Source organism: Megasphaera massiliensis, from assembly GCF_000455225.1.
Classification (GTDB): domain Bacteria; phylum Bacillota; class Negativicutes; order Veillonellales; family Megasphaeraceae; genus Megasphaera; species Megasphaera massiliensis.
On sequence record NZ_HF954532.1, the window covers coordinates 69,493 to 84,109 of the forward strand.

The 14,617-nt window shown below is 50.2% G+C and carries 11 protein-coding genes; all 11 read right to left on the minus strand.

The genetic code is table 11. The features are described 5' to 3' along the window. Positions 1-50: 50 nt before the first annotated feature. Positions 51-2,057, minus strand: a complete 2,007-nt coding sequence (locus TX77_RS00425) for a heavy metal translocating P-type ATPase (RefSeq protein ID WP_044502855.1) — start codon at positions 2,055-2,057, stop codon at positions 51-53. A gap of 202 nt (positions 2,058-2,259) precedes the next feature. Beyond that, entirely contained in the window at positions 2,260-2,415 is a 156-nt protein-coding gene (locus TX77_RS13970) for a hypothetical protein (protein ID WP_230197979.1), read from the minus strand. 205 nt (positions 2,416-2,620) lie between these two features. After that, positions 2,621-3,856 (minus strand): MalY/PatB family protein, encoded by a 1,236-nt coding sequence (locus TX77_RS00435; protein WP_044502856.1) that lies wholly within the window; start codon positions 3,854-3,856, stop codon positions 2,621-2,623. A 253-nt stretch (positions 3,857-4,109) separates the two neighbouring features. Continuing rightward, on the minus strand, positions 4,110-5,258 hold the full coding sequence (locus TX77_RS00440) for an acyl-CoA dehydrogenase (protein ID WP_044502857.1): 1,149 nt from the start codon (positions 5,256-5,258) through the stop codon (positions 4,110-4,112). A gap of 186 nt (positions 5,259-5,444) precedes the next feature. Continuing rightward, positions 5,445-6,563, minus strand: coding sequence for a 2-hydroxyacyl-CoA dehydratase subunit D (locus TX77_RS00445; protein ID WP_044502858.1), 1,119 nt, complete (start codon positions 6,561-6,563; stop codon positions 5,445-5,447). Continuing rightward, positions 6,563-7,849: a 2-hydroxyacyl-CoA dehydratase subunit D gene (locus TX77_RS00450; protein WP_044502859.1), complete on the minus strand. Its 1,287-nt coding sequence runs from the start codon at positions 7,847-7,849 to the stop codon at positions 6,563-6,565. Before TX77_RS00450 ends, TX77_RS00445 begins: the two co-directional genes overlap by 1 nt. Positions 7,850-7,870: 21 nt before the next feature. Beyond that, positions 7,871-8,647: an acyl-CoA dehydratase activase gene (locus TX77_RS00455; RefSeq protein WP_044502860.1), complete on the minus strand. Its 777-nt coding sequence runs from the start codon at positions 8,645-8,647 to the stop codon at positions 7,871-7,873. A gap of 24 nt (positions 8,648-8,671) precedes the next feature. Further along, entirely contained in the window at positions 8,672-9,586 is a 915-nt protein-coding gene (locus TX77_RS00460; protein WP_044502861.1) for a VOC family protein, read from the minus strand. Positions 9,587-9,613: 27 nt separating this feature from the next. Beyond that, positions 9,614-11,167, minus strand: a complete 1,554-nt coding sequence (pct, locus tag TX77_RS00465) for a propanoyl-CoA transferase Pct (RefSeq protein ID WP_044502862.1) — start codon at positions 11,165-11,167, stop codon at positions 9,614-9,616. A 526-nt stretch (positions 11,168-11,693) separates the two neighbouring features. Next, the gene (locus TX77_RS00470; RefSeq protein ID WP_044502996.1) at positions 11,694-13,214 is read right to left on the minus strand and encodes an L-lactate permease; all 1,521 of its coding nucleotides are present in this window, start codon (positions 13,212-13,214) and stop codon (positions 11,694-11,696) included. Positions 13,215-13,468: 254 nt separating this feature from the next. Continuing rightward, the gene (locus TX77_RS00475; RefSeq protein ID WP_044502863.1) at positions 13,469-14,353 is read right to left on the minus strand and encodes a mechanosensitive ion channel family protein; all 885 of its coding nucleotides are present in this window, start codon (positions 14,351-14,353) and stop codon (positions 13,469-13,471) included. Positions 14,354-14,617: the final 264 nt, after the last annotated feature.

Sequence of the window (14,617 nt, forward strand, 5' to 3'; positions counted from 1 at the left end):
TTTCTTCGACGGGGCTTTCTGTTATGGAACTGTCATCGGGAGATGGTCAGTTATTTTTTATAGAGCATGCGGACCGAATTGAGGACACACAGGGCAGCGACGCCGGAGTCGGCGAATACCGCAGCCCACATGGAGGCGTAACCGGCAAAGCCGGCGACCATGACCAGCCCTTTGACGCCTAAGGCAAAGACCACATTTTGCTTGGCAATCTTCATCGTTTCTTTCGACAGATGAAGGGCCTTAGGAACGGCGCTGACTTTGGAATGCATGAAGACGACGTCAGCTGCTTCTACGGCCGCATCGGCACCGCTGTTCATAGCTGCCCCGACATCGGCCCCGGCCAGGACCGGCGCATCGTTGATGCCGTCGCCGACGAACATAACCGGACCGTATTTCTTACGAAGTTCATCCATTTGTCGTACCTTATCCTGAGGCAAGAGCTTGGCCCGGACGTCGTCGATACCGGTCTTGGAGGCGATGTAATCGGCAGCCTGCTGAGAATCACCGGTAAGCATGGCCGTCGTAATGTCCAGACCGGAAATAGCCTTAATGGCATCGACGGCATCTTCTTTGATCGTGTCGGACACGACCATACGGCCGGCATAGCGGCCATCGACGGCAACGAACAGTTCGGCACCGTATTCAGCCGCTTCTATCGTCGGCATAACCACGGCATGACCGTCCATGAGCTTCTGATTGCCGCAGAGGACGACGTGACCGTCAACGCTGGCCTTCAGACCCTGGCCGGCAAATTCTTCAACGGCTTCCGGTTGTGCCAAGGTCAAGCCTCGTTTTTCAGACGCTTCGACGACGCTGCGGGCAATGGGGTGGTTCGATGCCTGTTCCACCGATGCACTGAGGCGGAACACCTCTTCTTCGTCAAAGCCATCGGCCGGCAGGACCTGGTGGACGACGAAGTTTCCTTTGGTAATCGTCCCGGTCTTATCAAAGACGACGGCGCCGATATTTTTAAGCTGTTCGACGGCAATACCGCCTTTAAACAGGATGCCCTGCTTCGACGCGGCACCGATGCCGGCAAAGAAGCTGAGGGGCACGCTGAGTACCAAGGCGCAGGGGCAGCTGATGACCAGGAAGGTCAAAGCCGTATAAATCCAGTAATGCCATTCGCCCGTAATCAAGGACGGGATGATAGCCGTAGCCGCGGCGATCGCGACGACAGCCGGCGTATAAATGCGGGAAAAGCGAGTGATAAAGCGGTCGATCTTGGGTTTTCTGGCCGCCGCTTTTTCGACGGATTCCAAGATTTTAGTGACCATCGATTCCGCCAGTGGCTTGGTAACCTTAACGTGGAGGACGCCCGTCGTATTGATGCTGCCCGACATGACTTCAGACCCTTCATGGCAGGTAACGGGAACCGGTTCCCCGGTCAGAGCCGACGTATCGACCAGGCTGTCGCCGGAGACGACGACACCGTCCAAGGGGATGCGGTCGCCGACGCGGACGACGGCAATGTCGCCTACAATAGCATCACGAGCCGGAACTTCAACGGTGCTTCCGTCTTCCATAAGGCGGTGGATGACGTCAGGCCGCATATCGATAGCAGCCGCCACCTGTTTACGGCTGCGGTTTACAGCGCGATCTTCCATAGCTTCCCCGATACGGCTGAAGAGCATGACGGCAACGGCTTCCGGATAATCACCGATGGCGAAGGCCCCGATGGTAGCTACGGCCATGAGGAAATTTTCGTCAAAAGGCTGACGCTTCATGATATTTTCAGCCGCTTCGCGAAGGACACTATAGCCGAGGAGTAAATAAGCGACGATATAAGCGGGAAGTGAAAAAGCTTCGGGAACGAGGTCGGTTACATAGGTAATTAAAAAGACAAGGGTTCCGACGACCAAGGTCCACAAGGCGCCCCCTTCTTCCTCTTCCACTTCTTCATCGTGGCAGCAGCTGCAGGTACCGATAGAATCAAGACTGACCGATTCCTCACCCTCGCAGCAACTGCAGTGTTCTTCCTTTTCAACGTATTTGTCATCATGGTGATGATGACCGCAGCAAGTGCAGTTTTCTTCATGTAACGTATGCTCTGCCATAACGCAGCCCCCTTTTAAAAGACATTCTTTATATGCCTAATGATACCATTAAAATAACATATATTCAAGTGTTCATATGTTATTTTATATACCATTTAAGCATCAAAAAAGGCTGTTCCATGCAAGATTTTTATCGCATGAAACAGCCTCTCTGGGTTCTATTTTCGATTAGAAAGTAAGACGCATCTGATGCCGGGCAGCATCAATGGCGGCCTGCATCAGTTTTCCGACATAGCCCTGACGGCGGCAGGACGAAATCGTATTTGACGCCAAAGATCATCTGCCAGGCCCCCTGGTCGTTGTGAAGAGACGCATCGGCATACATATCGTCCGTCAGGTCCGATTCATCGAAAAGCATCCAAAAATGATTGCCATAATGGGTCAGACGGTCTTTAAATTCGACTTCTGTCGCTGCGCTTCTGCAGGCGGAAAGCAATTGGCTCCAACGGCCGTAACGGCCTGTAAATCTCCTAATGTTGCTGTTCTTATGTTCAAAATAAACACCTCATATATCAAAAAAATCAGTTCACTGCCCACAGTGCTTCAAAAAAAGACAGGTGTCATCAATCAGCCGACGGTACGGAGCCGGAATGCTTGCGGACCGCTTCATATATCCGGTTTAATCCTTCTTCAATAAGGGATCGCGGCATGGCCAGGTTCAAACGAACGAACCCTTTGGCATTGCCGACAAAGAGACTGTCACCGCCTTCAAGGAGTACGCCGGCCTTATTGGCAAAGAAGTCGGGGATATCGGCAATATCACTCAAGTAAGGGTTCATGTCTACCCAGGCCAGATACGTCGATTCCGGGATTTCAAAAGAAATGAGCGGCAGTTTTTCCGCCAGGAAGTCATGGACATATTGAAAGTTTCCATCGAGATAAGCTTTCATTTGTTTCAGCCACTCGCCGCCGTGCTCATAGGCAGCTTCATGAGCTGCCAGTGAAAGAGGGTTCAGGGCGCCAACATTTTTATCGCGCTTCACAAAAGTCCGGCGCAGCTTCCGATCGCGGATGATGATATCTGAAAACATGAGGCCCGCCATATTAAAGGTCTTGCTGGCTGACATGCAGGTAATGAGCCTCGGATAGGTCTCCATCATTTTTGCCATGGGAAGATGACGGACGCCGCTGCGCAGGAGGTCGCAGTGGATTTCATCACTGATGATCCATAAGTCATTTTCTTCCACGATATCGGCAACTCGCTTTAATTCGTCAGCCGTCCATACGCGGCCCGTCGGATTATGAGGATTGCACCAGATGACCAGTTTCATCGTAGGATCGGCGGCTTTTTGGGCAAAATCTTCAAAGTCTATCGTATAATGACCGTCTTCATCACGCCGCAAGGGAGAGCAGACATATTCTTTGCCGGAATATTCAGCCGCATGCTGAAAGAAGCCGTACGAAGGCGTCGTGATGAGGACCTTTTCATCGTCTTTTACAAGATTTTCGACGATTTCATATAAGGCCGGGATAACGCCGGAAGAAAAAGTTAATTCTTTTTTGGGAAATTCCCAATCGTACATCTTTTTGCACCAACCGGAAAAGACCTTATAATAAGAGTCATCATACAGGCCGGTATAGCCAAAAATCCGGCGGTCTATCCGGTTTTTCATGGCCCGGCAAATTTCCGGCGGCGTCGCAAATTCCATATCGGCTACCCACATGCGGATAAATTCGTCATCTTTAAAGGGAAATTTCTTTTTCCCTTCCACGTCCTTGAAAATATAGCTGCGGAAGCCGTCGGTATTTAAGGCCCGGGTCCCCCTTCTATCAATGATTTCATCAAAATCGTAATGCATTACAAACACCCCTTCTTTCCTCCAAAACCGGAAACAACCTGTTTCCGCGGACAATATGTTCGATGAACAAAGTATATCAAAGGACTTATGTGTCGTCAAAAAGGTATTTTCCGCTTAAGTGAATACGATTCCGCCAAAAAAAGACCCTGCACTATTCCGAATGCAGGGTCTTCATGTAAGCGGTTGTTATCTCATACTATTTATTTCTATACGTGTTTCAAAAGGAGGAGAGTTTGGTTAGGAAACTCTTTGATTATCTGAGGATGGCACCGGAGATGATCATCTGCTGTACCTGGTTGGTGCCTTCATAAATCTGAGTGATCTTAGCGTCACGCATGTAGCGTTCAGCCGGATATTCACGAGTGAAGCCGTAGCCGCCGAATACCTGAACAGCATCGGTGGTAACCTGCATAGCTACGTCAGAAGCGTACTTCTTAGCGATAGCAGCGTCGACGGAGTAGGATTTAACATCGGGCTGGGCCATCTTCCAAGCAGCCTGATATACAGCAAGGCGAGCCGTTTCAATCTTAAGTTTCATATCGGCGAGCATGAAGCTGATAGCCTGGAACTTACCGATCGGTTTGCCGAACTGCGTACGTTCTTTTGCATACTGGAGAGCTGCGTTGTATGCACCTTCAGCGATACCGAGAGCCTGAGCACCGACGCCGATACGGCCGCCGTCGAGGGTCATCATAGCGATCTTGAAGCCTTCGCCTTCTTTACCGAGGAGGTTTTCAGCCGGGATTCTAACGTTCTGGAATACGAGTTCACGCTGTACGGAAGCGCGGATACCCATCTTAACTTCTTTTTTGCCGTAGGTAAAGCCTTCCATGCCTTTTTCAACGATGAAAGCGCTCATGCCTTTAGCACCTTTCGATTTGTCCGTCGAAGCAAAGACAACGGTGATGTCGGCTTCGCCGCCGTTGGTGTTGAATACTTTAGAACCGGTCAAGGTGTAGCTGCCGTCTTCGTTCTTAACAGCTGCCGTAGAACCGTTCAGTGCATCAGTACCGGCGTTCGGTTCGGTAAGACCGAAAGCGCCGAGTTTCGTGCCTTCTGCCAAGGGTTTGAGGAATTTAGCTTTCTGTTCGGCCGTGCCGAATTTCCAAATCGGCCAGGAGCAGAGCATGGTATGTACTTCGAAGCTGAGGGCAATGGAGGGGTCGACTTTAGCGACTTCTTCGCAGGCTACAACGAGGCTGAGGAAGTCAGCGCCAACGCCGCCGTTTTCTTCTTCCCAAGGAATACCGAGAAGGCCGAGGGTGCCCATTTCATCGAGGATAGCGCGGTCAAAAACTTCTTTTTCATCGCGGTCTTTTACAGTAGGAGCTAATTTTTTTTCAGCAAAATCTTTTGCGAGATTGGCAATATCTTGCTGTAATTCAGAAAGTTTAAAATCCATGATTGAATTTCCTCCTAAAAGATTATATGTATATCTTTATATTTAAAAACGGCGAGGCCGTCTTTAAAGCAACATTGATAGCCCAAAGCCCGCTAGAAACGGGCTTCAAGCTATGCATCCTGCCAGGGAAGACAGGTTATATTGTGGCCGGCTCCTCACGGGGTCCCGCCCAAGTGAAACCAAGGCTTAGAGAATTTCCGAGAAGGCCTGGATACGCGTGCGGAGCTGTTCCAGAGACGGAGATTCAATATCGAGGTCGAGGACGGTGTAGCGGACACCGGCTTCTTCAAATTCCGGTTTGTAAATCGGATAGTCAAATTCTTCAGGATCGCAGAAACGCATCATGCAGACGACGACAGCGTCGGCCTTGTATTTCTTGGTCATGTCGATGAGCATCTGTCCGCGCGGTTTGTCCGGATTCAGGGCCAAGGGGCAGCCGTCGAAATCCTGCCACTGCTGAGCGAGCTGTTCCAAGGGATCGATGCCGGACGGTACATCCGCACGGAACTGACGGGATTCCTGAGCCAGGTCGTCGGCAACGACGGCAATGTTGAATTCGCTGAAGATATCGAGGAATTCATCCGGTTCGGCCATGATGCCCGAAAGGACGACTTTCTTGCCATTCCACGGCTGTACCGGTTCTTTCTTGACGGCGTCGATGAGCTGACGAATGAGGGTCGTGTGTTCTGCCTTGTCCATGAACCAACGAGCTTTGATGACGTCGTGACGTTTTACCGGCGTGAAGATTTGCGGATACTGAGCGGCAACGTCGCAGAATTCGCGCATAGCACGGCGGTTTTCGTTGTATACGTTGATGGCTTCCTGGATGGCAAGGTCGGAAATCTTGACGCCGAGGATGCGTTCCAATTCAGCGCGGACGTGTTCGTATTCGGCTTTGAGGAAGTCGACGGCCGGGCGAATCTTGCGGTTCTGCGGATGGGTAAATACGATGACCGGAGCCTTGCCGTGCCATTTCTGGCTCATGCAGCGCAAGGTGTCGCAGGGTACGGAGAAGATGACGGCATCGAGGCAGTCATAAGTACCGTTGAGCTGGAGTTCCATATCGGCCTGCATCAAGGAACAAGCAAAGGGAGGCAGATAGGTACGGGCAGCGGCAATCTGCGGTTTCTGGGCACCGAACATACCGACAGGGAGACAGCCGGCTGCGTATACGATTTCTTCCGGGGCATAGTAAGGCATCATGCCGACCAGGCGTTTGCCCTGACTTTTATAGTTTAAAACCGTCTTTTGAGGATGGTTGGATACTTCTTGAAATTTGCTGATAAGTTCATCAATCTGACTCATTAGTGATTTCCTCCTTCACTGGCTTTTTTATCTGCCATCATTTCGGTCAAAGCTTCGACACGGGTATCGAACTGAGCTTCTGAGAAGTTTCGGGCATCGGTCTGGTCACCGTCGAAGATGACATACGGTACGCCGAGGTTCTTCTGAACGCGCTGGCCGCCTTCGTTGTTGAGGAGGCTCATGTTCTTGCAGGAACGGTTCTGATGCATGATCAGGCCGTCGCATTTGCCGTCGCGGACAACTTTTTCAAGAACGGCACCGCGCTGTTCGAGGCAGCAGTTGATATAGGTTCGGGAATAAGCTTCTGCCATGGATTCGAGGTTGCCCGGTTCATAAGAAACGTCCCACATGCCGGGATAAGCAGAACCGGTCATGAGAGCGCCCTGACCCTTGAGTTCTTTAAAGGTATGGCCGAGAGCGATCCAAACGGCAATGCCTTCCCAGGTAACACGAGATTTTTCATTGTCGCCGAAGGCCCATTTCTTATTGGCAACTTTTTCATCCAATTCCTTGAGGAATTTGTTGAACGTGATTTCAGAGTAGTTCAAAGAACGAGCGGCAACGGCGAGACCCATGTAGTTGAAGAGGTCAAAACCGTTGAGCGGCGACGGTTTGTATTTGAAGTAGGTCGCAATCTTGTTCCAGGCAGCGATGGAGCGCTGAGTCTGTTTCTGGACTTCAAAGAATTTTTCATAGTCAAAGGGGCGGCCGCAGAGTTCTTCGAGCTGAGAAATAGCATGTTTGAATTCGCCGACGATGTACTGTTTAGCGTGTTTCGTAACCGGGAATTCATGGTTGAACGGTACGTCGATGTTGATGAGAGGAACGTTCAGTTCTTTGGCCAAGTTTTCATACCATTTGAGGAGGGTATTGCAAATATTGTTGCACGTGAGGACGACGTCCGGAAGGGGAATGGGAGAAGCCGGAGAATTCTTCAAGACTTCCGGAGTTTTGCCCGTAAGGGCTTCCTGTTTGATGAGTTCCATATAGCCCATGTTGACGCGGCAGTAGGAACAGATATCCTGGTTATAGCCTTTATTTTCGGCAACTTCGAGCATAGCCGGAGCACCATGACGGGCACCGATACCGGCAGCGTGAGTTTCCGGATAGACGATGGCAATATCCATGGCCGTGCAAAATTCCGGAGGTGCTACCGAGGCGGACCAGCAAACGAGGCGGCCTTCTTTTTTAGCTTTGCGTGCGTCTTCATCGACTTTCGGCAAGAAGTAACCAAGGGCGTCCTTGGCGCTCATGCTTTCAATATCTACTGTTTTTTCTTCACTCATGATTCTGTTCTCTCCTTTGACTTATTTCTTGATTTTATCATAAGCAATCAGAGCGGCTCCCAAGGCGCCAACGGCCTGAGGATGGAGGGCTACTCTGACAGGGATACCTAATTCTTTCGATACGGCATCGACGACACCGGGGTCGCGGGAACCGCCGCCGGTCATGGTCAGGTCACCGCCGACACCGACGCGGCGCACGAGGGCGCAGGCCTTGGCAGCAATGGACTGATGGACACCGGCTACGATGTCTTCTTTAGGGATGTTCTTCGACAAGAGGGAAATGACTTCCGATTCTGCAAAGACCGTGCAGGTACTGCTGACAGCCGCCGGATGCTTCGATTTGAAGTACCAGTCCCCCATTTCAGACATGGGGATTTCCAGTACCTTGGACATGACGTCGAGAAAACGGCCCGTACCGGCAGCGCATTTGTCATTCATGGCAAACTGCATGACCAGTCCCTGACTGTTAAGTTTAATCGACTTGACGTCCTGACCGCCAATATCGAGGATGGTCGTCGTGCCCGGGCATTCGAAGAGAGCGCCTTTAGCATGACAGGTAATTTCGCTGACTTCGCCCTTGGCGCAGTCGACGTTGAAGCGGCCGTAACCGGTGGCGATGATATTGGCCATATCTTCTATCTTTAAGTTCGTCTTTTCAAAGACTTCGTCCAAGACCCGTTCCGGACCGGATGAACCGGTACCGATTTCAACGACGGCTTGGGCAATGATTTTCTTGCCGTCTTCCAAAATGACGGCTTTCGAAGAAGACGAACCAACATCGATTCCGAGAGTATACATGATGGTCACCTTTTTTCACAAAAATCAATTCTGAAACGGATTGGGATTGCTGCGATTGATGGGCGCAACGGTTTGGACGTATTCGACGAGGATACCGGCGTCCGTGCTGGGACGGCGGAAGTTGACGACGATGTCGTCCGTTCCCTGGACGGCCTTCTTTTCCAGCATGCAGCCTTCTTGCTGGCCTTCCATGATCTGCCGTACCTTTTCGACGTCGTCGACTTCAAAGGCAATGTGGGCAATGCCGCCCTTGCCGTGATTGAAGTCTTTCAGGACACCTTCGCGAGGGATGATGAATTCAATGGGCGTACTGTTTTTATCTTTCTTCGTAAAGATAAGGTCGGCATGGTAGGCATCGACGAAGCCGGCATAGTCGACTTCAAGGCCATTCGTTTCTATGAAATCATGGGCCTTTTCCAAGGTCGGCAGGACGATGCCGATATGGTGGAGCCGCATGGGATGCCACGGTTCACGGAGCTTTCCTTTTTCAGCCCCCATGGCCTTTACGAAGGGATCTTCGCCGCGGCCCGTAATGGGCGCCGTCGTCTGAACGTATTCGACGAGGATGCCCTGGTTGGTCGAAGGGCGGCGGAAGTTGACGATGATGTCGTCCGTCCCCTGTACGGCTTTCTGTTCCAGCATGCAGCCCGGGCACTTGGCTTCCATTTCCTTACGGACGCCTTCGACGTCGTCGACTTCAAAGGCGATGTGCGCGATGCCGCCGCGGCCGCCGTTGAATTTGGTAAGGACCCCGGAGTGCGGGATGATCATTTCAATCGGGCTTGCATAGTCACCGAATTTCGTGAAGATGAGATCGGCCTGATAGGCGTCGACATAACCGGCATAGTCGATTTCAAGGCCGTTATTCTGCATGAATTCGTGGGCTTTTTCTAACGTCGGCAAGACAATGCCTACGTGATGGAGTCTCATTGGTTTCATAGTAAGGTCTCCTTTACAGCGAGAGATTTATTTTTTCAGTCCCATGGGACCGTCCTGGAAGATGCGGGCGTCCATGGTTTTGGGGTTATTGATAATCGGTTTGAAGTCCATGTGAGCCAAGATATCTTTTTCGATATCGATGCCCGGCGCGACTTCGATGAGGGCCAGCCCGTCTTTGGTCAATTCAAAGACGCAGCGTTCGGTAATGTAGAGAACGCGTTTGCCATTGCGGGCGGCATAGGAACCGTTGAAGGTAATCTGATCGACGGCCTTGATGAATTTCTTGGCCTTGCCTTCTTTTAAGATCTTGACTTTACCGTCTTCCACAGCTACTTTCAAGCCGCCCGCCGTAAAGGTGCCGCAGAAGAAAACATTTTTGGTCTGCTGAGAAATATTCGGGAAACCGCCGCAGCCGGCAACGTGAGTGCCGAACTTGCTGACGTTGATGTTGCCCGTGCTGTCGCACTGAGCCAGTCCCAAATAAGCCATATCCAAACCGCCGCCATCGTAAAAGTCAAACTGATACGTATGGTCGATGATGGCATCGGCATTGCGGGAGGAACCGAAGCGAACACCGCCCTGCGGTACGCCGCCAATGGCACCGCCTTCGACGGTAAGGGTAATCGTATCGGCAATCCCTTCTTCACCGGCAACGGAGGCAACGTATTCCGGAGCACCGACGCCGAGGTTGACGACGGCATTTTCGGTCAGTTCCAAGGCACCGCGGCGACCGATGATTTTCTTGGCACTCATGGGAAGGGCTTCCTCGGCAGCGCCTTCCGGAGCCCGATGTTCGCCGCTTAAAGACGGATCATACTGACAGTCATAGGTCTGCTGATGATCTTCCGGAGCGGCGATGACGACATCGTCGACATAGATACCGGGAATCTTGACCATCCGCGGATCGAGACTGCCGTGAGCGACGACGTCTTTGACCTGAACGACGACCTTGCCGCCGCAGTTGTGAACGGCCTGAGCCACGGAAATACTTTCGAAAGGCCCGATTTCTTCGTCCATCGTAATATTACCCGATTCATCGGCATAGGTGCCGCGAAGGAAGGCGACCTGTACGGGGAAGGTCGGATAGAACAGCTGTTCATGGCCTTCAACTTCAATCAGTTTAACCAAGTCTTCCTTGGTTACGTCGTTCAGTTTGCCGCCGAGCTGGCGGGGATCCAAGAAAGTTTCCAAACCGATGTCGGTGAAAACGCCAAGCTTGTGGCCGGCCAAGGCACGGAACCAATGAACGAGGGTGCCCTGAGAAAAGTTATAGGCTTCGATTTTATTATCGACAGCCAATTTCCCGATAGCCGGTACGGTCTGCCAGTGACCGATGATGGCTCGTTTTAAAAGTCCTGTATGAGCCAGGTGTTCGGCAGCACGACCATCGCGAATCCCTTGAGAACCTGCGTAAATATAGGTGAGGTTCTGCGGTGTATTCGTTTCCAAAAACCGTTTTTCCAAGGCTTTGGTCAACGCTTCCGGATGGGCGCTGCTGACAAACCCGATCGATGTGATCGTATCGTTATCCTTTACCAGCTGAGCTGCTTGTTCAGCCGTAATGATGTTAACTTTTCTCATTCCCCTGATTGCCTCCTGCACATTGAATGGTTCGACATGATATCGTTCATTCTTTGTGAAAATTTTCCATATCTCAATTACTTAATAGAATGATATCACTTAAAATCGATAACGTCAACGAATATTATTGAGAAAGTTCATTTTATGGAATGAATAATCTATAAATTAATTCCGTTTAAGAATTAATAGTTTTGATAGGAAAACTCGAATCTATTCTGTAAGCATTCCTCATTAAAAATTTACAATGGCTTTACAACGACGACCTCTCGTCTTTTATGTCCTCCTTCAAAATATGGAGCCCATCTTGTTCCCAATAATCAATATCATAAATATAAAAAGTGTCCTGAAATTTGCATGATTAAAAAGTACTGTCTCTTTTCAATTATGATAATTAGGCATGGTTCGTGAATTTCAGTACTAAGTTTGTTTGAGGAATAGTTTGTATTAAGAACATTATAGTGTATCGATTCCTGACAACAAAAAAAGCGGACACGACATACATCGTGTCCGCCTCTCCCCTAGTGATTCAGGGAATAAAGGCCTGACCAAAATAAACGACTCCCCCTAAAATAAGGATATACGGGATATATACTTTCACAATAGCCTGTAAAATCTCATTATCCTTCCCCTTTAGGGAAATCGCCCCGACAGCAATGGCAATGCTCTGCGGCGAAATCATCTTGCCGGCACAAGTTCCGGCTGCATTCGCCGCGGCCAACCAACCTTTATCAGCATTGATGGCGACAGCTGCATCAGTCTGAAGATTGCCAAACAAAACGTTGCTCGACGTCCCGGAACCGGTGATGAAGGTACCGATCGACCCGACCAAGGGCGCAATGGCCGGGTACAGGGATCCCGTCGCATTGACAGCCGTCTGCGCGATTTCTGAAGTCATACCGCTGTATCCCATAACCTTTGCCGTTGCAATGACGGCAATGATGGTAATGATCGTACTGCGAAGGCCTACAATGGTACGACCGAGGACGGTCAGCATTTCCCCAAAGCCGGAGGACTGCACCTTGCCGCTGATAAAGGCTGCCAATAGGATGAGAATCCCCGGCGTATTCACCCATACAAAGGTATAGGGAACGCCGCCTTCACCGGTATAAATCGAGACCGACGATTTAATGGCCATGAGTGGGCCATATATGAAGGGCACGAGCTTCGACGTCATCAGCAGAAAGATAAAGATCAGAATAAAAGGCAGACAGGCCAGCAGCCCCCCTTTAAGCGGGACATGAGCCGGATGGATATCCATAGTGTATTCCGGTGCCTCACTCGATTGAAACCGGGAATACAAGATAATGACAGCCATAATGACGACCGATGCCCCCATGACGGCCAGCTCAGGACCGACAAAGGATGAAATGATGAGCTCCGGTACGGCTAAAGCCAGTCCGGACAGCAGCGTAATCAGGAAGACGCCTTTCAAGGCTTTCATAGATCCGCCGATAATAAGGACGATGAGAAAAGGACAAATCAGATTGAGCGGCAGCAGCTGCAGGCTAATATAGGAAGAAAGCCGAATAGGATCGAGACCGGTCAGATTGGCCAGAGTACTGGCCGGAATCCCAATAGAGCCATACGTCGTAGGAACGGAATTAGCGACTAAACAGACGAGAATGGACTTAATAGGATTGAAGCCAAGGGCCGCCAACATCGACGCCGGAATCGCAATGGCCGTACCGAAACCGGCCATGCCTTCCATGAAGGCACCGAATCCCCAGGCAATGAGAAGGGCCAGGATGCGGCGATCCTTGCTGACTGTCGTAAGCATATGTTTGATAATATCCATGCTCTTCGTATGTACGGCGAGATTATACGTAAAAATTGCCGCGATGATAACCAATAAAATAGGCCAGCACGCCAGGGCCACGCCTTCTAAGGCCGCCGAAGCGGCATCTTGCCCATCCATTTGATACGCCGTCAGTGCCACGGCTAAGGCAAGTACCAAGGCAATGGGACAGGCCTTAAAGCCCGGCATCTTAAAGAAACCCAGAGATAGGATAAGCCATAGAATCGGGGATAATGCCAATAAAAATACCATCATAGAGATTCTTCCTTTCTTTTCTAAGTCATTAAATTCTAAAATAGAATCAATTTTAAAAACATTAATTCTATAATAACATGATATGATTATATACCAAGCAGGAAGAATAAATCAATTTATTTTAATCATATTAAAAGCGGCCGAACCGGCAGTCTGCCGGCAGAACGAGGGACGCGCTTCATATCGGCCGGACTATTTTTTCAAAAAAAGCTATCCCAAACAAAAGGGATAGCTTTACGGTACATCGGCACTCACTCATCGTCTTTTTGAATATAAACGACTCGCTGCGGATACGGAATATCAATGCCGTTGGCATCAAAGGTGTCCTTGACCTTGGACATGGTATCGTAGAATACAGGCAGGTAATCGGCCTTGGCAACCTTCGGATAGGCTGCAATTCGCACCGAGTTGTCACCGAATTCCTTGATTCCGATTTCTAAATCGTCGGCGTTGAGGATACGAGGTTCCTCTTTAAAGATCTGTTTCAACAAGGCGATGGCCTTATGGTGATCATTGTTATAGCCAATATCAAATAAGAAGGTAATATAGCGCTCCGTTTGATATGAGCTATTGGAAACTTGAGACGTCGTAATCGTCGAGTTCGGGATAAAGACGGTCTTGTTGTCCTTGGTGGTAATGGCCGTATTCAGCATTTGAATGCCCTTGACACTGCCTTCTACACCGCCGACAGCGATCCAGTCACCGGCTTTAAAGGGCTTAAAGACTAAAATCAACAGGCCTGACGCAAAGTTTGACAGGTTGCCCTGCAAGGCTAAGCCGACAGCCAAGCCGAAGGCACCGAAGGCGGCCAAGAAGGAATTCGTAGGAATCCCCAGCTTGTTGAGAGCCGACAAGAGGACAATGGCCATGAGGGCATAGTAAATGATTTGACTGACAAAGGTAATGACTGTATGGTCATAATTGGCATGGGTCATCATGCGAATGGCCAGTTTTTTTATAGCTCCGGCGATATAGCGACCGATGATGAAGATGATGATGGCCGCAATGATGTCCGGTGCATAATTCAGTAAGAAATCATTGAATTGGCCAAGGGCCGAAACGCCTTCCGTAACTTGGTTCTTAACGTCAGCCCGGACGGTGCTGGCAGCCTGGACCGTATTGGCAGCAAGATTCATAGACAGTACCTCCTGTGTACGCACATACAGAAAAAGCAAATTATAAAACTATGTGCCATTATTATATCATGAAAAGCCCCCGGATGCTCCCCTCGGACAACAAAAAAGAAGCTATAACAGCCGGAGAAAATCTCACAGCCATTATAGCTTCTGTTAACAGATACCTGCGTATCTGCTGGGTGTATGGTAATTAGCCTTCGATTTCGGAAACGACGCCGGCACCGACGGTACGGCCGCCTTCACGAATAGCGAAGCGGAGACCGG